The sequence below is a fragment of the Microbacterium hydrocarbonoxydans genome, from assembly GCF_011752045.1.
Taxonomy (GTDB): Bacteria; Actinomycetota; Actinomycetes; order Actinomycetales; family Microbacteriaceae; genus Microbacterium.
This window is the reverse complement of the sequence record NZ_JAAKXW010000002.1, coordinates 145,420-169,899: the sequence shown is the minus strand read 5'-3', so window position 1 is coordinate 169,899 and position 24,480 is coordinate 145,420. Positions and strand designations below refer to the sequence as shown.

Annotated in this window: 19 protein-coding genes; 11 read left to right on the top strand and 8 right to left on the bottom strand. The window is 70.5% G+C overall.

The window, feature by feature from the left end; translation table 11 throughout:
* The first annotated feature begins 397 nt into the window (after positions 1-397).
* A complete protein-coding gene (pulA, locus tag G6G98_RS09125; RefSeq protein ID WP_243842069.1) occupies positions 398-6,394 on the top strand; it encodes a pullulanase-type alpha-1,6-glucosidase in 5,997 nt (1,998 codons plus the stop codon).
* Positions 6,395-6,469: 75 nt separating this feature from the next.
* Here the strand turns inward: pulA and G6G98_RS09120 are convergent, their stop codons facing one another.
* Complete coding sequence (locus G6G98_RS09120; protein WP_243842068.1) at positions 6,470-9,241, bottom strand: immune inhibitor A domain-containing protein; 2,772 nt, start codon at positions 9,239-9,241, stop codon at positions 6,470-6,472.
* A 269-nt stretch (positions 9,242-9,510) separates the two neighbouring features.
* Between G6G98_RS09120 and G6G98_RS09115 the strand changes: the two genes are divergently transcribed.
* The 4 genes from G6G98_RS09115 (at position 9,511) to G6G98_RS09100 (ending at position 14,024) form a co-directional block, all read left to right on the top strand.
* On the top strand, positions 9,511-11,010 hold the full coding sequence (locus tag G6G98_RS09115; RefSeq protein ID WP_067355289.1) for a CoA-acylating methylmalonate-semialdehyde dehydrogenase: 1,500 nt from the start codon (positions 9,511-9,513) through the stop codon (positions 11,008-11,010).
* 24 nt (positions 11,011-11,034) lie between these two features.
* Entirely contained in the window at positions 11,035-12,216 is a 1,182-nt protein-coding gene (locus G6G98_RS09110) for an acyl-CoA dehydrogenase family protein (protein ID WP_164234798.1), read from the top strand.
* Complete coding sequence (gene mmsB / locus G6G98_RS09105; RefSeq protein ID WP_067355296.1) at positions 12,213-13,100, top strand: 3-hydroxyisobutyrate dehydrogenase; 888 nt, start codon at positions 12,213-12,215, stop codon at positions 13,098-13,100. The genes G6G98_RS09110 and mmsB overlap by 4 nt, the downstream gene beginning before the upstream one ends.
* A gap of 147 nt (positions 13,101-13,247) precedes the next feature.
* The gene (locus G6G98_RS09100) at positions 13,248-14,024 is read left to right on the top strand and encodes an enoyl-CoA hydratase-related protein (protein ID WP_164234797.1); all 777 of its coding nucleotides are present in this window, start codon (positions 13,248-13,250) and stop codon (positions 14,022-14,024) included.
* Between the two features lie 19 nt (positions 14,025-14,043).
* Here the strand turns inward: G6G98_RS09100 and G6G98_RS09095 are convergent, their stop codons facing one another.
* Genes G6G98_RS09095 through G6G98_RS09085 form a run of 3 tightly spaced genes read right to left on the bottom strand, consistent with a single transcriptional unit; the run spans position 14,044 to position 15,492 of the window.
* Positions 14,044-14,487 carry a YdeI/OmpD-associated family protein gene (locus G6G98_RS09095; protein WP_164234796.1) on the bottom strand — a complete coding sequence of 148 codons (444 nt, stop codon included), beginning with the start codon at positions 14,485-14,487 and terminating at the stop codon, positions 14,044-14,046.
* Positions 14,484-14,954 (bottom strand): SRPBCC family protein, encoded by a 471-nt coding sequence (locus G6G98_RS09090; protein ID WP_164234795.1) that lies wholly within the window; start codon positions 14,952-14,954, stop codon positions 14,484-14,486. Before G6G98_RS09090 ends, G6G98_RS09095 begins: the two co-directional genes overlap by 4 nt.
* A gap of 1 nt (position 14,955) precedes the next feature.
* Positions 14,956-15,492, bottom strand: coding sequence for a MarR family winged helix-turn-helix transcriptional regulator (locus G6G98_RS09085; RefSeq protein ID WP_067355308.1), 537 nt, complete (start codon positions 15,490-15,492; stop codon positions 14,956-14,958).
* A gap of 101 nt (positions 15,493-15,593) precedes the next feature.
* On the opposite strand from G6G98_RS09085, the gene G6G98_RS09080 reads away from it, so the two are divergent.
* From G6G98_RS09080 to G6G98_RS09070, 3 genes are read left to right on the top strand one after another with little or no spacing between them, the layout of a single operon-like run.
* Positions 15,594-16,370, top strand: a complete 777-nt coding sequence (locus tag G6G98_RS09080; RefSeq protein ID WP_164234794.1) for an electron transfer flavoprotein subunit beta/FixA family protein — start codon at positions 15,594-15,596, stop codon at positions 16,368-16,370.
* A gap of 1 nt (position 16,371) precedes the next feature.
* Positions 16,372-17,343 (top strand): electron transfer flavoprotein subunit alpha/FixB family protein, encoded by a 972-nt coding sequence (locus tag G6G98_RS09075; RefSeq protein ID WP_164234793.1) that lies wholly within the window; start codon positions 16,372-16,374, stop codon positions 17,341-17,343.
* Between the two features lie 2 nt (positions 17,344-17,345).
* Positions 17,346-19,136 (top strand): cytochrome b/b6 domain-containing protein, encoded by a 1,791-nt coding sequence (locus G6G98_RS09070; RefSeq protein ID WP_208321459.1) that lies wholly within the window; start codon positions 17,346-17,348, stop codon positions 19,134-19,136.
* Positions 19,137-19,240: 104 nt separating this feature from the next.
* On the opposite strand, the gene G6G98_RS09065 is transcribed toward G6G98_RS09070, so the two are convergent.
* Positions 19,241-19,747 (bottom strand): GNAT family N-acetyltransferase, encoded by a 507-nt coding sequence (locus tag G6G98_RS09065; RefSeq protein WP_067355325.1) that lies wholly within the window; start codon positions 19,745-19,747, stop codon positions 19,241-19,243.
* 130 nt (positions 19,748-19,877) lie between these two features.
* On the opposite strand from G6G98_RS09065, the gene G6G98_RS09060 reads away from it, so the two are divergent.
* Genes G6G98_RS09060 through G6G98_RS09050 form a run of 3 tightly spaced genes read left to right on the top strand, consistent with a single transcriptional unit; the run spans position 19,878 to position 22,599 of the window.
* On the top strand, positions 19,878-20,438 hold the full coding sequence (locus G6G98_RS09060; protein ID WP_164234792.1) for an acyl-CoA thioesterase: 561 nt from the start codon (positions 19,878-19,880) through the stop codon (positions 20,436-20,438).
* A 4-nt stretch (positions 20,439-20,442) separates the two neighbouring features.
* The gene (locus G6G98_RS09055) at positions 20,443-21,264 is read left to right on the top strand and encodes a sugar nucleotide-binding protein (protein WP_164234791.1); all 822 of its coding nucleotides are present in this window, start codon (positions 20,443-20,445) and stop codon (positions 21,262-21,264) included.
* Between the two features lie 9 nt (positions 21,265-21,273).
* Positions 21,274-22,599 (top strand): hypothetical protein, encoded by a 1,326-nt coding sequence (locus G6G98_RS09050; RefSeq protein ID WP_067355335.1) that lies wholly within the window; start codon positions 21,274-21,276, stop codon positions 22,597-22,599.
* Here G6G98_RS09050 and G6G98_RS09045 read toward each other — a convergent pair.
* Genes G6G98_RS09045 through G6G98_RS09035 form a run of 3 tightly spaced genes read right to left on the bottom strand, consistent with a single transcriptional unit; the run spans position 22,491 to position 24,321 of the window.
* Positions 22,491-23,090: a hypothetical protein gene (locus tag G6G98_RS09045; protein WP_164234790.1), complete on the bottom strand. Its 600-nt coding sequence runs from the start codon at positions 23,088-23,090 to the stop codon at positions 22,491-22,493. The genes G6G98_RS09050 and G6G98_RS09045 overlap by 109 nt on opposite strands.
* Complete coding sequence (locus G6G98_RS09040) at positions 23,087-23,659, bottom strand: DUF4352 domain-containing protein (protein ID WP_164234789.1); 573 nt, start codon at positions 23,657-23,659, stop codon at positions 23,087-23,089. The genes G6G98_RS09045 and G6G98_RS09040 overlap by 4 nt, the downstream gene beginning before the upstream one ends.
* Positions 23,656-24,321: a hypothetical protein gene (locus G6G98_RS09035; protein WP_067355342.1), complete on the bottom strand. Its 666-nt coding sequence runs from the start codon at positions 24,319-24,321 to the stop codon at positions 23,656-23,658. Before G6G98_RS09035 ends, G6G98_RS09040 begins: the two co-directional genes overlap by 4 nt.
* Between the last annotated feature and the right edge of the window lie 159 nt (positions 24,322-24,480).

The window sequence follows — 24,480 nt, the reverse complement described above, 5'->3', positions numbered from 1 at the left end:
GCACTTGGCCGAGGCAGGCGCACCCACCCCGGAACAGAGGAGACCCCCGCCGACCCGATTCGGCGGGGGTCTTCGCGGCGTGGAACCGCGACGGGAGCAGATGCTCACCGTGAGCGCAGAAGCTGTGACTACCCGATCCGGTCAGAGTCTTCGTCCGCGCATCTGCAGTTGTAATCGGCGGACGTGTCCGCAAGGTGAACGCGGGGAGAACGTTCGCGGCAGCCGCCGCTCCCTTCCTGGAAACGCTTGCGAAAGGAGAGCGGCATGCGCCGTCGCACACGCGAGATCTCGGGATGCAGTTACTGGAAGCGCTTGCAGTCTATGCGCCAAGCCTGCTAGCTTCGCACCACAGCATCCGGGCACGTCGCCGTGCCCTCCCATCCCCCAGGGAGCCCCCGTGTCGAAGAAGACAGCATCGATCCTCGCGACGACCGCCCTCGTCGCGACCGCCCTCACCGCGTCGGCCGTCGCCCCGGCCTCCGCCGCCGACCGCACCGTCGCCCTCGTCGGGTCGCTCCAGTCCGAGCTCGGCTGCGCCGCCGACTGGGCCCCCGACTGCGCCACCACCGAGCTCGCCCCCACCGGCGCCGACGGCGTCTACAGCGCCGAGTTCGAGATCCCGGCCGGCAGCTACGAGTACAAGGTCGCGCTCAACGACACGTGGGACGAGGCGTACGGCCTCGACGGCGGCAGCGACAACATCCCGCTCGCGATCGCCGGGCCGTCGACCCTCCGGTTCACGTTCGACGACACCCTCAAGCGCGTCGGCGTGGAGGTCACGGAGCTCCGCGGCGGCTACACGGCCGATGATGACGCGCTCATCGCGGCCCCGGTCCGGCAGGACGGCGCCGGCGAGCAGTTCTACTTCGTCATGACCGACCGCTTCGCGAACGGCGACGCGTCGAACGACGCCGGCGGCCTCACCGGCGACCGCCTCGCGACCGGCTTCGACCCCACGGACAAGGGCTTCTACCAGGGCGGCGACATCGCCGGCATCCGCGAGAACCTCGACTACATCGAGGGTCTCGGCACCACCGCGATCTGGCTCACTCCGAGCTTCGCGAACAAGCCGGTGCAGGGTGAGGGCGCGAACGTCAGCGCCGGCTACCACGGCTACTGGGTCACCGACTTCACCCGCATCGACCCGCACCTGGGCACCAACGAGGAGCTGCAGGCGCTGATCGCCGACGCGCACGCCCGCGGCATCAAGGTGTACTTCGACATCATCACGAATCACACCGCCGACGTCATCGACTACGCCGAGGGCCAGTACGGCTACATCGACCAGGCCACGAGCCCGTACACCGACGCGAACGGCGCCGCATTCGACCCCGCCGACTACGCGGGCACGGGCGAGTTCCCCGCGCTGGACGCGGCCACGAGCTTCCCGTACACGCCGGTGGTCGCCGACGAGACCGCGAAGACCCCGGCCTGGCTGAACGACCCCACCCTGTATCACAACCGCGGCGACTCGACCTGGTCCGGCGAGTCGGTCACCTACGGTGACTTCGTCGGCCTCGACGACCTGATGACCGAGCATCCGACCGTCGTCAACGGCTTCGTCGAGGTGTACGACCAGTGGATCGACCTCGGCATCGACGGCTTCCGCATCGACACCGTCAAGCACGTGAACTTCGAGTTCTGGGAGCAGTGGACCACCCAGGTGCTCGACTACGCGCACGCCAAGGGCAAGGACGACTTCTTCATGTTCGGCGAGGTCTACGACGCCGACCCGGTCAAGCTCGCCCCGTACGTGCGCGACACCGACATGAACTCGGTCCTCGACTTCACCTTCCAGTCGTCCGCCGTCAGCTACGCGTCGGGCAACTCGGCCAAGGGGCTGCAGTCGCTGTTCGCAGGCGACGACCGCTACACGACGCCGGATTCGAGCGCGACCGCGCTGCCGACGTTCCTCGGCAACCACGACATGGGCCGCGTCGGCTCCTTCCTGCAGAACACGGATGCCGGGCTGCAGCGCGACGAGCTCGCCCACGAGCTGATGTTCCTCACCCGCGGCCAGCCCGTCGTCTACTACGGCGACGAGCAGGGCTTCGCCGGCCCCGGCGGCGACAAGGACGCCAGGCAGACGCTGTTCGCGACGCAGGTGGCCGAGTACGCGAACCAGAACCTGATCACCGGCGAGCAGGCCGGCTCGACCGACCGCTACGCGACGGATGCTCCCCTCTACACGCACATCGCGGCGCTGTCCGACCTGCGCGCGGCTCACCCCGCGCTCGGTGAGGGCGCGCAGATCGAGCGGTACGCGGCAGCCGGAGCCGGCGTCTACGCGTTCTCCCGCGTCGACGCGACCGAGAAGGTCGAGTACCTCGTCGCGGTGAACAACGCGACGAGCCCGCAGACGGTCGACCTCACGACCCTCACGGCGGATGCCGGCTACAGCGTGCTCCACGGCGACGCCGCTGCGCTGACGACGGATGCCGGCGCCGCCACGAGCATCACCGTGCCCGCCCTGTCGGCCGTGGTCTGGAAGGCCGACCGCACGGTCACCGCGCCGGCCGAGGCCGCCGCGGTCACCGTGACCGCTCCGGCTGCAGGAGCCGGCCTCTCCGGCCAGTCCGCCGTGCAGGCCGGCATCGCCGACCAGTGGGCGCAGACGAGCTTCGCCTGGCGGGTCGTCGGCTCCGAGGAGTGGCACGCGCTCGGCACCGCCGAGGACACCGATCCGCGCGTCTTCCACGACATCCGCGGGCTCGACAGGGGCACCCTCGTCGAGTACCGCGCCGTGACGACGGATGCGGCCGGCCACCACGCCGCCGCCTCGACCTACGCCTCGGTCGGCAACGCCGTGACCCTCGAGGCCGGTGAGGAGCCGGAGTCGCCGATCGACATGGTGACCGTGCCCGGCAGCCTCAACTCCGAGATGGGCTGCGCCGGCGACTGGGATCCTGCCTGCGAGAAGGCGAAGCTCGCCCTCCGCGCCGACGGCGTGTGGGCCGGCACCTTCGACCTGCCCGCCGGCACGTACGAGTACAAGGCGGCCGTGAACGGCAGCTGGGCGATCAACTACGGCGCGAACGGCGTGCCCGACGGCGCGAACATCCAGATCACGCACGCCGGAGGGTCGATCACGTTCTACTTCGATCCGCGCACGAACATCGTGCAGTCCACGGCCGAGGGTCCCATCGTCACCCTCCCGGGCTCGGAGCAGAGCGAGCTCGGCTGCGCCGGCGACTGGGCGCCCGACTGCCTGGCCACGCTGATGGCCGACGGGAACAGGGACGGCGTGTACGAGTTCTCCACCGACGAGCTGCCCACCGGGGCCTACGAGGTGAAGGTCGCACACGGCCTGAGCTGGGCCGAGAACTACGGCGCCGACGGCGTCCGCGACGGCGCGAACATCTCGTTCAGCGCCACCGAGGGCAAGGTCACGACCTTCCGGTACACCCTCGCCACGCACGTGCTCGAGGTCACCAGCGACGACCCGCCGCTGCCCGGCACCGGCGAGCTGCGCGCGCACTGGATCGACGCGCAGACGATCGCCTGGCCGGCGAACCTCGGCGACACCGACCGGGCGGCGTACCAGCTGTACTCGGCATCCGACGCCGGCCTGGCGGTCGCCGAGGGCGAGGTCACCGGCGGCGACCCGATCGCCCTCGAGGTGGTCGACGGCGGCCTCACCGAGGAGCAGCTGGCACGGTTCCCCGCGCTCGAGGGCTACCTCGCGCTGAGCGCGGCGGATGCGGATGCCGCGGCACTCGTGCGCACCCAGCTCGCCGTCGCGCAGCGCGACGAGGCAGGGGAGCTCACCGCCTTCACCGGGATGCAGATCCCCGGCGTCCTCGACGACCTGTACGCGGCCTCCCTCGAGGATGTCGAGCTCGGCGTCACGTTCACGGGCAAGGCCCCGACGTTCCGGCTGTGGGCGCCGACCGCGCAGAGCGCGACGCTGCTCACCTGGGACCCCTCCGCCGACGGGGATCCCGTCCGTCACGAGGCCACGTGGGATGCGGCATCCGGGGTCTGGTCCGTGAAGGGCAAGAAGGACCTCAAGGGCGACGAGTACCTGTGGGAGGTCGTGGTGTACGCCCCGGCCACCGGCAAGGTCGAGACCAACAGGGTCACCGACCCCTACGCGCTCGCACTCACCGAGAACTCGGAGCGCGCCGTCGCGATCGACCTCGACGACAAGGCGTGGAAGCCGAAGCAGTGGAAGACGACCCCGTCGCCGGTCGTGGAGAACCCGGTCGACCGGGCGATCTACGAGCTGCACATCCGCGACTTCTCGATCACCGACGAGACCGTTCCGGCGGAGAAGCGCGGCACGTACCTTGCTTTCACCGAGGACAGCGCGGGCACCGACCAGCTGCGTCAGCTCGCGGATGCCGGCATCGACACGGTGCACCTGCTGCCCTCGTTCGACATCGCCACGATCGAGGAGGACCGCGCCGCCCAGGCCGTTCCGGCCTGTGACCTCGCCTCCTACGGCCCCGCCGACGCGGCGCAGCAGGCCTGCGTGCAGGCGGTCGCCGACGAGGACGGCTTCAACTGGGGTTACGACCCGTATCACTTCTCCACGCCCGAGGGCTCGTACGCGGTCAACCCCGACGGCGGCACACGGGTCAGCGAGTTCCGGTCGATGGTCGGGGCGCTGCACGACATGGACCTGCAGGTCGTGCTCGACCAGGTGTTCAACCACACGGCGGCCTCCGGGCAGGGGGAGAAGTCGGTGCTCGACAAGGTCGTGCCCGGCTACTACCACCGCCTGAACGCGGCGGGCGGCGTGGAGACCTCCACCTGCTGCCAGAACGTCGCCACCGAGCACCTCGCCGCGCAGAAGCTCATGGTCGACTCGGTCGTGACCTGGGCGCGGGACTACCGCGTCGACGGCTTCCGCTTCGACCTCATGGGCCACCACTCCACGACGAACATGCAGGCGATCCGCGATGCGCTCGACGCCCTCACCCTCGAGGAGGACGGTGTCGACGGCCGGGCGATCTACCTGTACGGCGAGGGCTGGAACTTCGGCGAAGTGGCGGACAACGCCCTGTTCGAGCAGGCCACGCAGGGTCAGCTCGGCGGCACCGGGATCGGCACGTTCAACGACCGGCTGCGGGATGCCGTGCACGGCGGCAGCCCCGTCGACGGCTCGTCCACGTTCCGACAGGGCTTCGGCACCGGCCTCGGCACCGACCCGAACGGCGACCCGATCAACGGCTCGACCGAGCAGGCGCTCGCCGATCTCGGCCACGAGACCGACCTCGTCAAGCTGGGGCTCGCGGGCAACCTCCGCGACTTCGCGTTCACGACCAGCGACGGCGAGGTCACGGCGGGCGAGGACATCGACTACCGCGGCTCCCGCGCCGGCTACGCCGACGAGCCGGGAGAGGTCATCAACTACGTCGACGCGCACGACAACGAGACGCTGTACGACCTCTCGGTGTTCAAGCTCCCGACCGGCACCCCGATGGCTGACCGGGTGCGCATGAACACGCTGTCGCTCGCGACGGTGACGCTCTCGCAGTCGCCCTCGTTCTGGCACGCCGGCACGGAGCTGCTGCGCTCGAAGTCCCTCGACCGCAACAGCTACAACTCGGGAGACTGGTTCAACCGGATCGACTGGACCGGTCAGGAGTCGACCTTCGGCTCCGGCCTGCCGACCGCCGCGGACAACGAGGGGAAGTGGGGCATCATGGCGCCACTGCTCGCCGACCCCGCGCTGAAGCCCGCCCCGGCCGACATGGCCGCCGCCGAGGCATCCGCCCTCGACCTGCTGCGGGTGCGTGAGGAGGTCGACCTGCTGCGCCTCGGCTCCGCCGAGCTCATCCAGCAGAAGGTCACCTTCCCGAACGGCGGGGCGGATGCCGCGCCCGGCGTCATCCTCATGCAGATCGACGACCTCGTCGGCGCCGACGCGGACCCGTCGCTCGACGGAGCGCTCGTGGTGTTCAACGCCTCGCCCGAGGCCGTGACGCAGACGGTGAGCGGGCTGGCCGGACGCGACTTCGCGCTGACCCCGGCCCAGGCCGACGGGGCGGACGCGGTCGTGAAGACGACGACGTGGGACGCCGCGACCGGCACGGTCACCGTCCCCGCCCGCTCGGTGGCGGTGCTGGTGGACGACCAGCCGATCGGCACCTCGGTGCTCCTCACCTCCTCGGACCTGTTCGTCAAGGCGGGCAAGGCAGCGACGGTGAACGTCAAGGTGACGGCATCCGTCGAAGGCGTCGAGGGTGCGCCGCTCGGCACCGTCACCGTCCGAGACGGCGGCGAGGTCGTCGCGACCGCTGAGCTCACGGCGTCCGCCGACGGCACGATCTCGATCGAGGTGCCGAAGCTGCGCCGAGGCCTGCACCTGCTCACGGTGCGGTTCGAGGGCTCCGGCCCCTGGCAGGACTCGCGCACCCGGCTGCCGCTGTCGGTGTTCGCCTACTGACAGGCCCTCGGCAGCGAGAGGCGCCGGCCCCGACGAGAGTCGGGACCGGCGCCTCCTTGGCTACCGTGCCGGGTCTCAGCCCGCCTTGGGCGGCGTGACCTCGATCAGCGCGGCGGTGTTGCCCTGCAGCGCCTTCTTCACCGTGATCACGGTGCCGTAGCCCACGCCGGCGTCCGCCGGGTTGCCGGTGCCGAGCACCGTGAACCCGAGGTCGAGACCGTAGTAGTCGGTCGCCGGGGAGCCGTCGGGGTTCACCACGCGGGTGGTGTACGGCGCGCCGTCCACAGAGGGAACGACCACCGAGGCGTCGCGCAGGCGGTTGAACAGCGAACCGTCGCGCACCTCGATGCCGGCGACCCAGCCCTGGTCGTCGGTGAAGGTGCTCACCGGGGCCTGCGGAGCGAACTCGGTGCAGGCCTCGTTGGCGAACGACGCGTCGACGAGGCAGGACTTGAACCCCGTCGTCGGCACGAGGCCGAAGGCGGCGTTCGACGACTGTGCGCGGCTGGAGAGATTCTTCAGCGTGGTCGGGTCGAGTGCGGCCTCGGCGCCGGTGCGGCGCAGCGGGTCGAAGTGGCTGTCCACCAGGAGCAGACCGCCCTTCGCGCCGTAGCTCGGCAGGCTGGTGAGGTTCGCTGTGACGTGGTTCACGTTGCCGTAGGCCGTGTCGCGGTACCAGACCAGTGCGCCCGGAGCGTTGTACGGCACCTTCTCGACCTTCCAGCCCTCGGCGGAGTACGTCGTCGTGTACCCGTACTTCAGGCCCTCGTCGAACCCGTCGTAGTTGCGCCATTCGACGAGGTAGTACTGCGCCTTGATCTGCGTGCCGCTGTCGCGGTGCCAGCCGGCGCCGGTCGTGTCGGTCCAGGTCTCGACGGTCGCGGTCCAGCCGTTGTCGCCGGACTCGACGTCGTCGGCCCAGACCTCGGAGCCCGCACCGGTGAGCGCGAAGTCGTCGGCGAACCAGCCGCGCTCCTCGAACCCGGCATCCGTCGCCGTCCGCAGGCGGATCTGGATGTCCTGACCCGCATAGGCCGTCAGGTCGACATAGTCGTGGCGCCAGCCGCCGGTGGAGCCGGTGAGGCCGTACTTCTTGCCGCCGTAGTCGCTCATCCGGCCGTTCGGGTCGGAGTAGCCGTCATCCGTCGAGACCAGCGTTCCCGCCTCGTCGTAGATCTTCTGCTCGGTCCAGGTGCTGCCGCCGTCGGTCGAGACCTCGACGAAGCCGTAGTCCCAGTCCTCCTCGAGCACGTAGTCGTTCCACATCCAGAACTTCGCGTCGGCGGGCACCGACTCGATGGTCCGGGTGAGGCGCACGTCCGCCCAGGTCTGGTCCGCAGCGGAGTACCACATCTCCTCGCCGCTGTGCGGCTCGGCGAGGGTGATCACCTTGTCGGGGAGGTTGACCTTGATGCCGTCCTTCGTGCCCTTCTTCGGGCGCGAGGTCTGGCCCACCTTGATGGTGGTGGTGTCATCGCCCGGGTTCACGACCTGCGGGTCCGCCCAGCCGAGCACCCACTTGTCCCAGAGGCCCATGTGGGTCGGCATCGACTGGAAGATGGGGCCCGAGTGCGAGCCGGAGCTCATGAGGTCCCAGAAGTCGACGTCGGAGTTGCCGTTGTTCGAGGTGTCGTACAGGTCGGGCAGGCCGAGGTCGTGCCCGTACTCGTGCGCGAACACGCCGACGCCGGAGTCCTCGGGCTGCACGATGTAGTTCGAGATCTGGAAGTCGGTGCCGGGGATGGTGGCGCCGCCGGCGACCGCCGACGAGTGCGCCCAGATCGCGTAGGTGCCCTCCTTGCCGCCGCCGCCGGACTTGTCCTCGCCGGCGTGCACGAGCACCACATGGTCGATGACGCCGTCGGGCTCCGAGACGTTGCCGTCGCCGTCACGGTCGCCCTGGTCCTCGATGTCGTAGTCGGCCCAGGGGAAGTCGGGGTCGGATGCCGCGACCGCGGCGACCGCGTCGATCGGCAGCTGGCCGGGGCCGAGCGGGTTGTCCGGGTGGCCCTGCTGATCCTGCACGGCGCCGGCCTCGTACACGCCCTCGTCGTTCAGGTGGCAGACCGTCGCGCCGTAGTAGCCCTCGGAGTGCGGCACCTTCACCCACGCCGTGGCCTCGCCGGAGAGGCTGTACGCGCCGCGCGACATCTCCTCGTACATGTTCGTCATCGTGTAGCCGGAGATGTCGAAGCCGGGCTGCCCGTCAGGACCGGTGAGGTCGGTGCGCACGCGCTCCGTGATGCCCTCCTCGGAGAACAGCATCTTGTTGTAGTGCTCGGAGGAGAAATCCTCCACCCACATGCTGTTGTTGTCCGGCTGTGCGGCATCCGCGGGGTTGGGGATGTTGTTGTGCAGGGTCGGTCCCTGCACGCTGCCGGGCTTGCAGGTCGTGGCGCCGAACGCGGTGGGCACCTGGACGTCGGAGAAGTCGTCGGTGCCGTCGAACTCGACGAGGATCGTGAGCAGCTTCGCCTGCTGGGTGGTCTTCGAGTTCTTCAGGGCCTTGGGGCTCTTGCCCGTCTTGAGGGACTGGGCCTCGGTCTTGGCCAGCTGGCGGGCGGCCATCGGGTTGCCCTGGGCGAACTTCTCGTCGGTCTTGGTCGCGAGCTCCAGGGCCGCGCCGCCGATCGGGGCTCTGCCGGTGCCGCTGGTGACCTCCGCATCGTCGGAGGACTCGAACGCGCCCTCCGCCCGCGGGGCCACATAGTTCATGTAGTACTCGCCGGCGCCGATCACGGCCGGTGCCGGTGCGGCGTCTCCCTGTGGCGGGGCCGCTGCGGCCGAGCCGGAGCCGAGCGTCACGAGCCCGGTCGTCGCCAGCGCGAGCGCAGTGGTCGTCGCCAAGGCACGTCGTCGTACCTGAGCAGTCCGTCTGGACATGTTTCTCCTTTCGCGCGCGTCGGGGAGAGGGTTGCCTCCTCGATGCGGTTGTTGTGCGCTGATCAGCACACCCGTAAAGGTCTACCGGAGGTGAGGTCGTGGGGGAATAGCCGAACGGCCAGGTTCGCTGTTCCGATCGCTCAGCCGTGAGATACAAGGGTGTCCTAGTAAATGCACGGATGCCGGAGTATCATCGGCAATGTGCCAAGGACGGCACGGAGGGACGTCACACAATGACTCGTACTATCCCGCACTTCGTAGGCGGATCGCTTCTCACTCCTGACAGCGGACGCTTCGCCGACGTGTTCGATCCGAGCACCGGCTCGGTGCAGGCCCGGGTGCCGCTGGCATCCGCCGAAGAGGTGAGCCGCGTGATCGCCGACGCCGAGGCCGCGCAGCCCGGCTGGGCGGCCACGAACCCGCAGAAGCGGGCGCGCGTGCTGCTGAAGTTCCTGGAGCTCGTGCAGCGCGACATGCAGTCGCTGGCCGAACTGCTCGCGAGCGAGCACGGCAAGACGGTCGACGACGCGAAGGGCGACATCCAGCGCGGACTCGAGGTCATCGAGTTCGCGGCCGGGGCGCCGCACCTGCTCAAGGGCGAATACTCGACCGGCGCAGGCGCGGGCATCGACGTCTACTCGATGCGCCAGCCTCTCGGGGTCGTCGCCGCGATCACCCCGTTCAACTTCCCCGCCATGATCCCGCTGTGGAAGGCCGGCCCGGCGCTCGCCGCCGGCAATGCGGTCGTCCTCAAGCCCAGTGAGCGCGACCCCTCGGTGCCGGTGCGGCTCGCCGAGCTGTTCCTCGAGGCGGGCCTGCCTGCCGGCGTGCTCAATGTCGTGCACGGCGACAAGGAGGCCGTCGACGCGCTGCTCTCCGACGACCGCATCCGCGCCGTCGGCTTCGTCGGGTCCACCCCGATCGCCGAGTACATCTACTCGACCGCCGCGGCGCACGGCAAGCGTGCGCAGTGCTTCGGCGGAGCGAAGAACCACATGATCGTCATGCCCGACGCCGACCTCGACCAGGCCGTGGACGCCCTCATCGGCGCCGGCTACGGCTCCGCGGGGGAGCGCTGCATGGCGATCTCGGTGGCCGTGCCCGTCGGCGAGGAGACGGCGGATGCCCTCGCCGCGAAGCTCCTCGAGCGCGTCGCGAAGCTCCGGGTCGGCCCCTCGCTCGCCGCCGACGTCGACTACGGCCCGCTCGTCACCCGCGCCGCGGTCGAGCGGGTGGAGGGATACATCCAGCAGGGCGTCGACGAAGGGGCCACGCTCCTCGCCGACGGGCGCGGCTTCACGGTGCCCGGCCATGAAGAGGGCTTCTACCTCGGCCCGACGCTGTTCGACCACGTCACCACGGACATGTCGATCTACCGCGAGGAGATCTTCGGCCCGGTGCTCGTGATCGCCCGCGCCGCGGACTACGAGGAGGCGCTGCGCATGGCGAACGAGCACGAGTACGGCAACGGCGTCGCGATCTTCACGCGCGACGGTGACGCCGCCCGCGACTTCGCCGCCCGCGTCGAGGTCGGCATGGTCGGCGTGAACGTGCCGATCCCGGTGCCGATCGCGTACTTCACCTTCGGCGGATGGAAGCGCAGCGGCTTCGGCGACCTGAACCAGCACGGAGCCGACGCGTTCCGCTTCTACACGAAGACCAAGACCGTCACCTCGCGGTGGCCGAGCGGCATCCGCGAAGGGGCCAGCTTCGTCATCCCCACCATGCACTGATCCCCACGCTCACAAGGAACCACGATGACAACGACCGCCGTCACCACCACCGCCGAGGAGCGCGAGGCGATCCTGGCCGCCGTCCGGGAGTTCACCGACACCGAGCTCGCACCGCACGCCCTCGAGCGCGACGAGAAGCACATCTTCCCGAGGGAGTCGCTGCACCGGGCCGGCGAGCTCGGCCTCGGCGGCATCTACGTGCGCGAGGAGTTCGGCGGCACCGGACTCAGCCGCACCGACACCGTCGCCATCTTCGAGGAGCTCGCGAAGGGCGACCCCGCGGTCGCCGCCTACATCTCGATCCACAACATGGTCGTGTGGATGATCGACACCTACGGCGACGACGCGCAGCGCGGCGCGTGGCTGCCGAAGCTCACCGCGATGGAGGAGTTCGGCGGCTACTGCCTCACCGAGCCGGGCGTGGGATCGGATGCCGCGAACATCTCCACCAGCGCCATGCGCGACGGTGACGACTACCTGCTCACCGGCGTGAAGCAGTTCATCTCCGGTGCCGGCGAGGCCGCCGTGTACGTGGTGATGGCGCGCACCGGGGAGCCGGGTGCCCGCGGGATCAGTGCCTTCCTCGTGCCCGGCGACGCCGCGGGCCTGAGCTTCGGCGCCCCTGAGAAGAAGATGGGCTGGCATGCCCAGCCCACTCGCCAGGTCATCCTCGACGGCGTGCGGGTGCCGGCATCCGCCATGCTCGGCGAGGAGGGCAGGGGCTTCGCGATCGCGATGTCCGCCCTCAACGGCGGCCGGCTCAACATCGCGGCCTGCTCGCTGGGCGGTGCGCAGTGGGCGCTCGACCGCGCCGTGCAGTACGTGCACGAGCGGGTCGCGTTCGGGGAGCCGCTCGCCGAGAAGCAGTCGATCCTCTTCGCGATCGCCGACATGCGCACCGACCTCCAGGCCGCGCGCCTCATGGTCCGCGACGGCGCGCAGGCCGTCGACGAGAAGGCGCCCGACGCCACGATGCGCTGTGCGATGGCCAAGCGGTTCGCCACGGATGCCGGCTTCGACGTCGCCAACAGGGCCCTTCAGCTGCACGGCGGCTACGGGTACCTTCAGGACTACGGGATCGAGAAGGTCGTCCGTGATCTGCGGGTGCATCAGATCCTGGAAGGGACGAACGAGATCATGCGACTCATCGTCGGACGGGAGATGCTGCGGCCGGCAGGCTCGGCGTCGATGCGGAGCGCATCATGAGCAGGATCGCGTTCCTCGGTCTGGGCCACATGGGCCTCCCGATGGCGAAGAACCTCGTCGAGGCCGGCCACGAGGTGCACGGATACGACGTCGTGACCGCAGCCGATGAGGCGGCCCGGGCCGCCGGCATCCCTGTCGCCGCGAGCGGAGCGGATGCCGTCGCCGACGCCGAGGTCGTCATCACGATGTTCCCCGCAGGCAGGCACGTGATCGAGGCGTACCAGGGCGGCCTGCTCGCCGCCGCGAAGCCGGGGACACTGTTCATCGAGTCGTCCACGATCGCCGTCGACGAGGCACGCACCGCGCACGAGCTCGCGCTCGCCGCGGGGCACCGCAACATCGACGCGCCGGTCTCCGGCGGGGTCGTCGGCGCCGAGAACGGCACGCTCGCCTTCATGGTCGGCGGCTCCGACGAGGACTTCGCGGCGGCGCTCCCGCTGCTGGAGGCCATGGGCAAGCGCATCGTGCACTGCGGCGGGCCCGGACTCGGCCAGGCGGCGAAGGTCTGCAACAACATGATCCTCGCCGTCTCGCAGATCGCGGTCGCCGAGGCGTTCGTCCTGGGGGAGCGGCTCGGACTCGAGCACCAGGCGCTGTTCGACGTCGTCTCCCAGGCATCCGGCCAGTGCTGGTCGATCACGACGAACTGCCCCGTGCCCGGTCCCGTGCCGACGAGCCCCGCGAACCGCGACTACCAGCCCGGTTTCGCCGGCGCCCTGATGGCGAAGGACCTCGGGCTCGCGCTGCAGGCGATCGAGCAGACCTCGACCGACGCCAAGATGGGGCGGCTCGCCCAGGAGCTCTACGCGGCCTTCGCCGCCGGCGAGGGGGCGACCCGCGACTTCTCCGGCATCATCACCGACATCCGGGACGGCCGGGTCTGAACGCGTCCGGTGCCGGATGTCGGGCCGGACGCACGCATGACGGGTGAGAATCGCCTTCTGGCCCGGCATCCGTGTCCGCGATCTGACAGGTGTGCGCCCGGATTCCGGCGATACTGAACACGAACGACGACGAGGCGAGAGGCACCGATGACCGAGTACGAGACGATCCTGGTCGAGCAGCGCGGACGGGTGGGGTGGATCACCCTGAACCGCCCGGAGGCCCTCAACGCGCTGAACTCGCGGCTGGCAGAGGAGATCACCGCCGCCGCCACCGCATTCGACGTCGACGAGGGCGTCGGGGCGATCGTCGTCACGGGCTCGGAGAAGGCGTTCGCCGCCGGCGCCGACATCAAGGAGATGGAGGGGATGTCGGCCGCCGAGATGCTGCGGACCGATCACTTCGGCGTCTGGCGCGACTTCGCCGCCGTACGCACCCCCGTGATCGCCGCGGTCTCCGGCTTCGCGCTCGGCGGCGGCTGCGAGCTGGCGATGATGTGCGACATCATCCTCGCCGCCGACACCGCGAAGTTCGGCCAGCCCGAGATCAACCTCGGCGTCATCCCGGGCATGGGCGGCACGCAGCGTCTCATCCGCGCGGTCGGCTACTACAAGGCCGCCGAGCTCGTGCTGTCCGGCCGGTTCATGGGGGCGGAGGAGGCGGAGCGCTCGGGCCTCGTCTCGCGCGTCGTGCCGGCATCCGACCTCCTCGAGGAGGCGGGGAAGCTCGCCGACACGATCGCGTCGAAGTCCCTGCCCTCGGTCTACGCGGCGAAGGCCGCGCTGGACGCCGCGATGGAGACGGGACTGGAGGCCGGCCTCGCGCACGAGAAGCTCGCGTTCGCCGCGCTGTTCGACACCGCCGACCAGAAGGAAGGCATGGCGGCGTTCCGGGAGAAGCGTGCCCCCGACTTCCAGAACCGCTGAGTCGGCCGGTCACGCGGTGTCAGCCGCGCAGCGCCTCGACGACCTTCGCGAGGCGGCGCTCCCGCGTGGCCTCCTGCTTCGCCTCGGCGATCGAGCGGGCGTGCTCCTTGCGGACCGAGGAGGAGAGGGCGTCGAAGGCCGCGCGCAGCGCCGGGTCGGCGTCGAGGAGCCCGGCGAGGGCGGGCGGGATCTCGACCTCGCGCTCCGCGGTGTCGACCGCGATGACCGCGTCGACCTCCTGGCCGATCTCCACGCCGAGCTCGGCACGGACGGCCTTGCTGAAGCCGATCATGTTCTCGCCGCCCATGCGCGCCAGGCGCAGGCGCGCGCTGCGGCCGTCGATCGTCACGGCGACCGGGAACGCCCTGCCGGCGCCGAAGCCGGCGACCTGCTCATCGCTGAGCAGGATGGCGGCGGCCGGTCCACGCGGTTCCAGCACGGTGTGCAGATGCAGTTCGCTCATGCGGTCAGCGTACGCCCGCGACCCTCGATCTCGGCGGCCAGCACCTCGTTGCGCTCGTCGATCAGCCGGCGCATGTACTCGCGCAGGAACAGTCGGTCGACGAGTCGCCCGAGCGCGCCGAACGGGGAGCGGAACGTGACGGTGTCGCGCATCAGCGTGCCCTGCGGATGCTCGTCGAACACGTGCTCGTGCAGGAAGGCCCCGAACGGGCCCGCGATCTGCCGGTCGCAGAACCGGTGCGGCGGGTCGATATCGAACACGACGGAGCGCAGCCGGAACGCGATGCCGAAGTGCCGCGCCCGCCAGGTCACCGTCGATCCCTCCCGGAAGGCGCCGCCCGCCGGCGCCTCGACCATGGTCTCGCCGTATCGCGCCATCGAGCGCACGTGCAGGCCGGGGTCGAGCGAAGCGGCGAACACCGCGGCAGGCTCGGCGGAGATCACCCGCTCGAGGACGAACCGTGCCACCTCAGAGGGGTTCCGGCTGCGGCCGGGGGTCGGCGAAGTCGCCCGCCGCCTTGCGCATCCGTGCCACGATCGCCACGAGCTCGGCGGCGTCCGTCCTGCTGATCCCCGGGTCCGTGAACACCTCGGCGTTCAGGGCGGTGGTGGCGCGGTCGACGAGCTCGCGCCCGGCATCCGTCAGGGCGAGCATCGCGGCCCTGCCGTCGTGCGGGTGCGGTTCGCGCACGATGAGGCCGTCGCGGATGAGCCGGTCGGCGGTGCTGGTCACGGTCGTGGCGTGCACCTGGAGGCGGGCGACCACGCTCGAGAGCGGCAGGCGCCCGGCACGGCTGAAGGCGAGCAGGCGAAGGACCTCGTAGCGGGCGAAGCTCAGCGCGAAGGGCTTGAGGGTCGCGTCGACGCGGGCGAGCAGCAGCTGCTGCGCCCGCATCACCGAGGTGACGACGGCCATGCCGTCGGCGGCATCCGTCCACCCGTGCGCGAGCCACTGCCGCTTCGCCTCGGCGAGCGGGTCCACGGGCAGCGGGCGCGGGTTGGTCACGTGATCTACGGTAGGGCATCGGATGCTCTGAGTCTCAGTCGCATCAACGGTGGCACTCGGTTTCAGGGGGCTAGAATCATGGCAGTCGTGAGGAGCAATCGATGAAGATCTTCGTCCTGGTCAAAGAGGTGCCGGACACCTATGGCGATCGCAAGCTGAATCTCGAGACCGGGCTGGCCGATCGTGAGGCTGGCGACGTGGTGCTCGACGAGATCACCGAGCGCGCCCTCGAGGTCGCCCTGAGCTTCGCCGACAAGAAGGAGGGCACCGAGGTCGTGGCGCTGTCGATGGCTCCCGAGGGGTCGACCGCCTCGGTCCGCCGTGCGCTCGCGATCGGCGCCGGATCGGCGATCCACGTCGCCGACGAGCAGCTCGCCGGTGCCGATCTGACGCTGACCGCCGAGGTGCTGGCTGCCGCCATCCGCCGCGGCGGACCCGACCTCGTGATCACCGGCAACCTCTCCACCGACGGCTCCGGCGGCGTGATCCCGGCGATGCTCGCCGAGCACCTCGGCTGGGCGCAGGCGACGGCCCTCACCGCGGTGGAGATCACCGCAGACGGGGTGAAGGGCACCCGGGGTGCGGATGCCGGATCGCAGGAGGTCACCGCGCCCCTTCCGGCCGTCATCTCCATCACCGAGGCGCTGCCGGACGCGCGCTTCCCGAACTTCAAGGGCATCATGGCGGCGAAGAAGAAGCCGCTCGAGGTGCTCTCCCTCGACGACCTCGGCGTCTCCGCCGATCCCTCGCTGGCCCCCCGCACGATCATGACCGCGGTCTCCGAGAAGCCGCCGCGCGCGGCCGGCGTCAAGATCGTCGACGAGGGCGACGCGGCCGAGAAGCTGGTGGACTACCTCGTGCAGAACAGGCTGGTGTGAGATGACGTACCCCGAGAACCCGATCCTCGTCCTCGTGGACGTCGACCCCGCCGGGAGCCCGGCGTCGAGCACCGCGGGCCTGATCGGCGCGGCGTCGACCGTGGGCTCGCCGGTCGCGCTGATCGTCGGCGGATCGGCGGCGGCCGCGGACGCGGTGGCCGCGGCCGGCGCGCAGGTCGTGCTGACCGCACCCGGAGATGCCGGTGCGCTCACCGTCCCGATCGTGGACGCGCTCCAGAGCGCCTATGAGAAGGTGCGCCCGGATGCCGTGCTGATCTCGAACTCGATCGCCGGTCGCGACGTCGCCGGCCGGTTCGCGGTGCGCGCGAAGCTCGCTCTCTCGGTCGACGCCGTGGGTGTCAGCCGGGATGAGGAGGGCATCGTCGCCCACCACTCCGTCTACGGCGGCGCCTACCTCACCGAGTCCGCCCCGACGTTCGGCGCCCCCGTGATCACCGTCCGTCAAGGCGCGATCGACGCCCGGGCCGAGGCCGTGCCGTCTCCGGTCGTCGAGGAGCTCGCGGTGACGGCATCCGGTGCGGTCGCGGCATCCGCCGGCCCGATCGAGGCCGTCGAGGCCACGTCGTCCCGGCCCGAGCTGCGCGGGGCCGCGCGGGTCGTCTCGGGCGGCCGGGGACTGGCCTCGAAGGAGAAGTTCGTGCTCGTCGAGGAGCTCGCCGACGCCCTGGGTGCGGCAGTCGGCGCGTCTCGCGCCGCGGTCGATGCCGGCTACATCCCGCAGTCGCACCAGGTCGGCCAGACCGGTGTCTCGGTGTCGCCGCAGCTGTACGTCGCGCTCGGCATCTCGGGCGCGATCCAGCACCGCGCGGGCATGCAGACGGCGAAGAACATCGTCGCGATCAACAAGGACGCCGACGCCCCGATCTTCGACGTCGCCGATTTCGGCATCGTCGGCGACCTGTTCACGGTCGTCCCGCAGGTGATCTCGCTGCTCGAGGCGCGGAAGAAGTAGGCATGGCCACGCGGATGCTCCGGCGCGGCCTGCCGCGCGTGCCCGGCGGCGAGCCGTGGCCCCCCGCGGATGCCGTCGCCGAGGTCGTGGACGACGCCGTCGCCCCGACGGCTGCGGCGCCGGATCCCGAGGTCGCTTCAGGTCCCGACGTCGCTGCAGATGCCGTGCCCGCGACGGTCCGGCAGGAGGGCGCCGTCGCGCCGGCCGTGGAGAGGCCGATCCGCGATGAGGACCTTCCGGCCGCGGTCGCGAGCATCGTCGCCTCGAGCCCCGTCGGCGCCGCCGGCGCGGGCGGCACGACCCTGCGCCGCGGCCTGCCGCGCGTGCGGGGCGGAGAGCCCTGGCCCCCGGCCGGCGCCGCACCCGGTCCTGACGGAGCCGCGCGTCTCGCCGCAGCTGCGCACGACGCGAAGCCGGTCTCCGCGGCATCCGCCGTGCCCCCGGCATCGGCTGCCGCCCGGGGGGCCGAGACGCCGGATGCCGGACAGAACACCTCCTCCGCTCCTGCAGGCGGCGTATCGGCCTCCGGAGCGGCCGCCACGGAAGCCGCACCCGGCCCGGCCGCCGGCGCCGAGCCGCGCGTCGACCGGGCATCCGCCGTCCGCCGTGGCCTGCCGCGCGTGCCCGGCGGCGAGCCGTGGCCGCCTGCCGGCACCGCCCCTCTGACCGCAGCCGCCGCCGTCCCCGCGGCCGTGCCCGTCGACAGCAGCGTTCCCGTCGCGCAATCCGTCGAGTCCGAGCCCGTCGAGGCGACACTTTCCGCGACGGGAGCGCGCGACGCGGGAGCGCTCGAGGCCGCGGCCCCGGCGCGCGACCTCAGCACCCCGCTGCCCTGGACGCGCACCGTGTGGGACGGCCGTGCGCCGCGGCACGTGGCCGCGCCCGCGGCATCCGGGCGCTTCCGTCCGACCTGGACGCAGGCCATCGCAGGACTCTTCGGAGCCGCGGCCCTCGGCGTCCTCGCCGGTGCCGCCGTGGCGTTCGTGCGCGCCCTGCTGAGCCTGCCGTTCATGCAGGACTTCCTCGCCGCGTTCCCGGGCGAGTACGAGCCGGCGGTCCACGTCGAGCCCGGCTTCGCCCCCTGGATCGGCTGGCAGCACTTCTTCAACGTGTTCCTCATGGTGCTGATCATTCGCTCGGGCCTGCGCATCCGCGGCGAGAAGCGGCCGACCGCGTTCTGGACGCCGCGGAACAACCCCAAGGGCAAGGTCAGCCTGACGATCTGGTTCCACCAGGCCCTCGACGTGCTGTGGCTCGTGAACGGCGTGGTCTTCGTCGTGCTGCTGTTCGCCACCGGGCACTGGGTGCGCATCGTGCCCACGAGCTGGGAGGTGTTCCCGAACGCCCTGTCGGCGGCCCTGCAGTACGTCTCCTTCGACTGGCCGCACGAGAACGGCTGGAACAACTACAACAGCCTGCAGCAGCTCGCCTACTTCGCGACCGTGTTCCTCGCCGCCCCGCTCGCCGCCGTCACCGGATTCCGGATGTCGGGCATGTGGCCGAAGAAGGCCGAGGGCCTGTCGAAGGCGTACCCGGTGGAGTGGGCGCGCGCCGTGCACTTCCCGGTGATGCTGTACTTCGTGACCTTCATCGCCGTGCACGTGGCGCTGGTCTTCCTCACCGGATTCCTGCGCAACCTCAACCACATGTACGCCTCGCAGGATGCTGTCACCTGGACAGGGTTCTGGGTGTTCGTCGCATCCCTCGCCGTGATCGCGGCGGGCTGGGCCGCCGCGCGTCCGCTGGTGATCGCCCCCGTCGCGAAGCTGTTCGGAACAGTCTCCGGCCGCTGACCGCACGCCGAGACCCCCTGCTGTCGCCGAGACCCCGGGCTGCTGACGTCAGCAGCCCGGGGTCTCGGCGGTAAAGCGGGGTCTCGGCGACGGCCGAGAGAGGCTCAGCGCACGAAGCGGACCTCGGTCAGCGTCTCGCCGAGGAACGGCTCGGTGTGGGTCGCTCCGTCGAGGTGGAAGCCGTTGCGTGTGTAGAAGCGGTGCGCACGGGGGTTGTCCTCGGCGACCCACAGGTACAGCGGCTCATCCTTCTCGACGGCGGCGTCGAACAGCTTCTGGCCGATGCCGGTGGAGTGCCACGCGTCGAGCAGGTAGATGAAGTACAGCTCGCGGAACGCCGGAGCATCCTTGTCGCGGGCGGGGCCCGAGCCGACGAAGCCGACGATCTCGCCGTCGACGAGAGCGGCGTTCATCTTGAACTCGGGGCCCTGAGCGGCCCAGTGCGTCCAGAGCTCGGCCATCCGGCGCGGGGAGACCTTCTCCAGCGCGGCCTTGCTGATCAGGTGGTCGTAGGTCTCGTGCCAGCACTGCGCGTGCACGCGACCGAGGGCTTCCGCATCCACATCACGGACCGGACGGACGATGACTTCGGGGTGGGCTTCGGCGCTCATGCCGCGACTCTACGCGCGCCGTCCGCGAAGAGGAAATCGAGCGAAAACCGTTCATCGCACGGTCGCGGGCGCTGGAGGTATCGCACAACGAAGTTCGAGGTTCGTGGGTCCGTGGATACGATCGATCCTCGTGAATGTGATCTGGCGCACCTTCCTCGTGATCCTCAGCGCCCGCCGCCGTGTGCGGCGCGGGAAGGTCCTCGACCCGACCTCCGTCGGCACCATCACCGTGACGACGCTGCCCACCGATCTCGACATCCTGCGGCACATGAACAACGGCCGGTACCTGTCGCTGTTCGACCTCGGACGCTGGGACCAGCTCATCCGCACCGGACTGTTCGACGCCATGAAGGAGCGCGGCTGGTACGCCGTGGTGTCCAGCGAGACGATCACCTTCCGCAAGTCCCTGCAGCTCTGGCAGCGCTTCGAGGTGCAGTCCCGGTTCATCGGCCACGACGACAAGGCGCTGTTCATGGAGCACCGCGCGGTCGTGGACGGCGAGGTCTACGCCCGTGCGATCGTCCGGGCCCGGATGCTGCGCCGCACCGGCGGCACGGTCAGCAACGAGGAGCTCTTCGCCGCGGTCGGCAAGCCCCACGGCGTGCCGGAGATCGACCCGTGGGTGCACGACTGGGCGGCGGCATCCGCTCTTCCGCCAGTACGCAAGCCCGCGCCGAGCCTGTGGAGCTGACGGCATGAGCCGCAGAAGGCCCGGACGGACTCTCCTCGTCGGCTGCGGCAAGCTCGGGATCGCGCTGGGGGAGCGGCTGATCGCCGGCGACGGCGAGGTGACGGGCATGCGCCGCGGCACCGACGGCCTGCCCGGCGTCTTCGGCGCGATCGCGGCCGACCTCCGGCATCCGCTCCCGCAGGTGCTGCCCGCCTTCGACTCGATGGTGATCACGCTGCCACCGGACACCTCCGGTGAGCCGGTCTACCGGCGTGCGCTCACGCACCTCGCGGACGCCTTGCCCTCGCGTCCCGAGCGGGTCGTCTTCGTCTCCTCGACCCGGGTGTTCGAGGGACGCCCTGGCCCGCAGCCGCTCACCGAGGCCGACGCCCCCGCGCCGCGTACCGCGCGCGCCGCGGAGCTCCTCGACGGGGAGGCCGCGGCGGCCGAGCTCCTCGGGGCGCTGGTCGTTCGCCCGGCCGGGATCTACGGCCCCGGGCGCGACTCCCTCATCCGCCGCGTGACCGGGGGCGTGCCCGTCGATCACACGCGGCGGACCAACCGCATCCACGAGACCGACCTCGTCGGGCTGCTCGAAGCGCTGCTGCGCGCCGAGACCCCGCCCGCGCTCGTACACGCGGTCGATGAGGCTCCGGCGCCGCTCGGCGACGTCGTCGCGCACATCGCGATGCGGCTCGGCGTTGAGCCGCCCCCGCACGCCGAGCCCGAGACCGGCGGCGGCACGGTGCTCGACGGCAGCCTGTCGGCGGAGCTCCTTGGCGGGTTGCGATACCCGACGTACCGCGAGGGCTACGACGAACTGCTCTCAGGACGCGCGGCGCGGTAGTCTCGGGTCGTGCTGGCGATCCTGACGACGACGGGCCGGGTGCTGTGGAGGCACTGGCCGGCTCTTCTGGTGTGGTTCATCGCCGGCATCACCGCGCGCTATTTCATCATCCAGCTCGCGGGATGGATCGGCGGTCACGTCGCCACCTTCGGCATGCTGCTCCTGCCGCTCGCTGTGCTCGCGCGTCTGGTGAGCTTCGTCGGCATGTTCCTCGTCGTCCGCGAGGCGCTGCGGAACCTGCAGGCGATCGCCCCTGTTCCGGAGTCGGCGCGCGAGCGGCGCACGATGTTCCTCGGCTCGCTGATGGCGAGCATCCTGCCGTTCTTCGCCGTCTACACCGCGGCCGGACACCTCAGGGAGGACGCCGCGGAGTACGCGCGGATCGCCCTGGACGTCGCCAGCGGGATCGGCTTCCTCGCCGCGGTCACCGGTGGCGAGGTGGCAGACAGCGACGTCGCGCTCGAGGTCTCGCTCGGACCCTGGACCCTGCTGATCATCGCGATCGCCTTCTCCGGGCGCTGGGCGTGGAAGAAGTGGTCAGCGAAGCTGCCGCGCGTGACCGCGCTTCTCGCGGTGTATCTGGAGGTGATCTGGATCGCGTTCGCCGTCGCACTGATCAGCGACGCGGTCGAGAGCGTCAGCGGCTGGGTGGACCGTCGGGTCGCCATGGTCTGGCTGGCCGACGTACGGGCCTGGGTGGGAGAGCAGCTCGTTCCCCTGGCCTGGATCTGGGACGGCATCGAGTGGCTGCTCGGGGAGATCGGTGCGATCGTCATCCAGCCGCTGGCGTGGCTCATGATCGCCGGTGTCATCTACGGGCAGACGATCGTGGCGGAGAAGCTGCGGATCGAGCATGCGATGATCGCGCGGGCGAAGGCGAGGGCCGAGCGGGTTCCGGGCGTCATCCGCCGCAGGACCGCGGAACTCGGCGACGAGCTGGCTTCCAGATTCAAGCCGATGGGCCGGGCGCTCCTGCTGATGTGGCGTGCGGGGCCGGTCCTGATCACGGGTTACATACTGCTCTACACGCTCGTGCTCGCGATCCAGCCGCTGCTCGAGCGCGGGATCGTCACGCTGATCGGGCCGCACGAACTCACCTTCTGGGTGACGTTTTCGACGCTGATCGCGACCGCGCCGATCCTGATCGCCGAGCCGGTGCGCATCGCGATCGTCGCCGGCGCGTACGACGCGACCCTGAAGGCGACCCGGCCCGCGAGGGTGGCTGCTCAGGACGGATCGATCGAGAACCGCACGAACCTGCCGTCCTGGCCCGTCCCGCCGGTTCCGCCGTCCGTCGGGGAGTCGACGCTGCCGTCCGCTCCGACCTCGTTGTAGGGGACGACGTCGACCCAGAACGGCCCCTCGACGTCGTCGGGCACCACGAACGGGACGATGATCTCGTACGCCCCGGTCGCCTCGAAATCGCAGGATGCGTGCTCGGTTGCGCTGTAGACGAAGCCCAGTTCGACGCTCATCTCGTTCCACTGCCGCCCCGTGCTCTGCTCGGTGAGGATCGGGCGGTCGCAGCGCACCGGATCGGCAGGGTCGGTGTCGACCGGGATGGCGACGCCGATGACCTGGGTGTGCGGCGGGAGCGTCATCCCTGAGGTGTCATGGATCACGGCCGCGCGGATGGGCCCCCAGGTCGCGCCGGACAGATCGGCGGTGCCGCCGTCCTCCGCGACGATCGGGGTCGTCCGGTCGAATGCGACCGAGTGGGCGATCGTCCAGTCCCGCCAGCCGATCGAGAGCACGCTGGCGGGCAGCAGGACGGCGAGTATGCCGACCGGGAGGGCGTTGGTGCGCCACCACCCTCGGGCGCTCACGATCCGCTCCAATCCACCGGGATGAGTTCGATGTCGGCCTCGACGGGGAGGTCGTCCAGATCGAACGTCAGCGCGATGATCGAGTCATAGTCCGGGTCGAGATTGGCAGCGAGCTCGAGGGTGGCGGTACCGGTGAGGGCGCCGTCCGGCAGCTGGAAGGCGAGTGCGCCGGTCTTCGGGATGCCGGGGACGAGGGCCGCGCCGGTGAGGGTGAGCTGATCGATGCTGCTCTCTCCGACTCCCCGCTCGGTGGCGCTGAAGACACGGTCGCCGACGGTCAGGGTGGTGCTGCTGAGCAGAGCGCCGTACTGGCTCACGACAGCCTCGGCGTCCAGTTCGACGACGACCCAGGTTCCCTCGGCGCGCCAGCCGGCCGAGGTGGAGATGGCGCGCGCCGCCCGTACGTCGTGCACGGTGACCGCGAGGTTGCGGCCCTCTGCACGCTCACCCAGCGACGCCTGGACGACGAACGCGCGCGCCGAGTCGGGATCGTCCGGCGTCGCGAGGGCGACAAGCCACGCGCAGGCGAACAGTCCCGCGGCGGTGAGCCAGGGCAGCGCGCGCTTCACCAGGGGTCTCCTTCGCCGACGTCGACGAGCGTAGCGGTCACGAACGCCGAGGTGCCGCCGTCCGACCAGTGCATCTCGGTGTCGAGGAACTGGCCGCGGTACGGCTGCGGGTTCGACAGCGCGATCCGCACCTCGTCGCCCGCGCGATAGGCGTCGCCGTCGACGGTCCACGACAGGATGATCTCATCGCGCACCCCCGGCTGCAGCATGATCGCCCGCCCCGCCGTCTCGCCGGGACGGCTCGTGTCGGCGACCTCATCAGGCCCGTCGACGATCCGCGTCGTCGAGAAGCCCGGCAGTCCGCGCACGAGCCGAGGCTCGTCGTACAGGCTGGTGACCTCGAGTCGAACAGCGAGCACCCGCTCGCCGGTCTCGGTATCGGCGCTGGCGCCGCCGACGACCCGGTCTGAGAGGAACGCCTTCGTCACGGTCATGTCGAGATTCGATGTGAGCACGCGCTCATCGACCCCGACCTCGGGAGTGCCCGGCTCCGCGGCCTCGTTCAGGCCGCCGAACGCAGCGGTCGCCGCGAGGAACAGTCCTACGCCGATCGCGCTGACCCATTTCGTCGGCACCTTGTCGATCGCGGCGCGGACCCACTTCACGCCGGGACGCTCGGCGGCCGGCATCGCCGACGTGGCGGCATCCCCCTGCTGGCTCACGGCAACATCTTATGACCCGCCGCGTGGCATCCGCTCGCTCTCCGGTTTTCTCAAGAATCCCGTTTCTTTCGCCGTCACGGAGCGGAAGAATCAGGGGGCGCCGCGACGTCATCAGTAATGTAGGCCGAGCGTCAGGGGCATCGCCGCCCCAAGATCCCC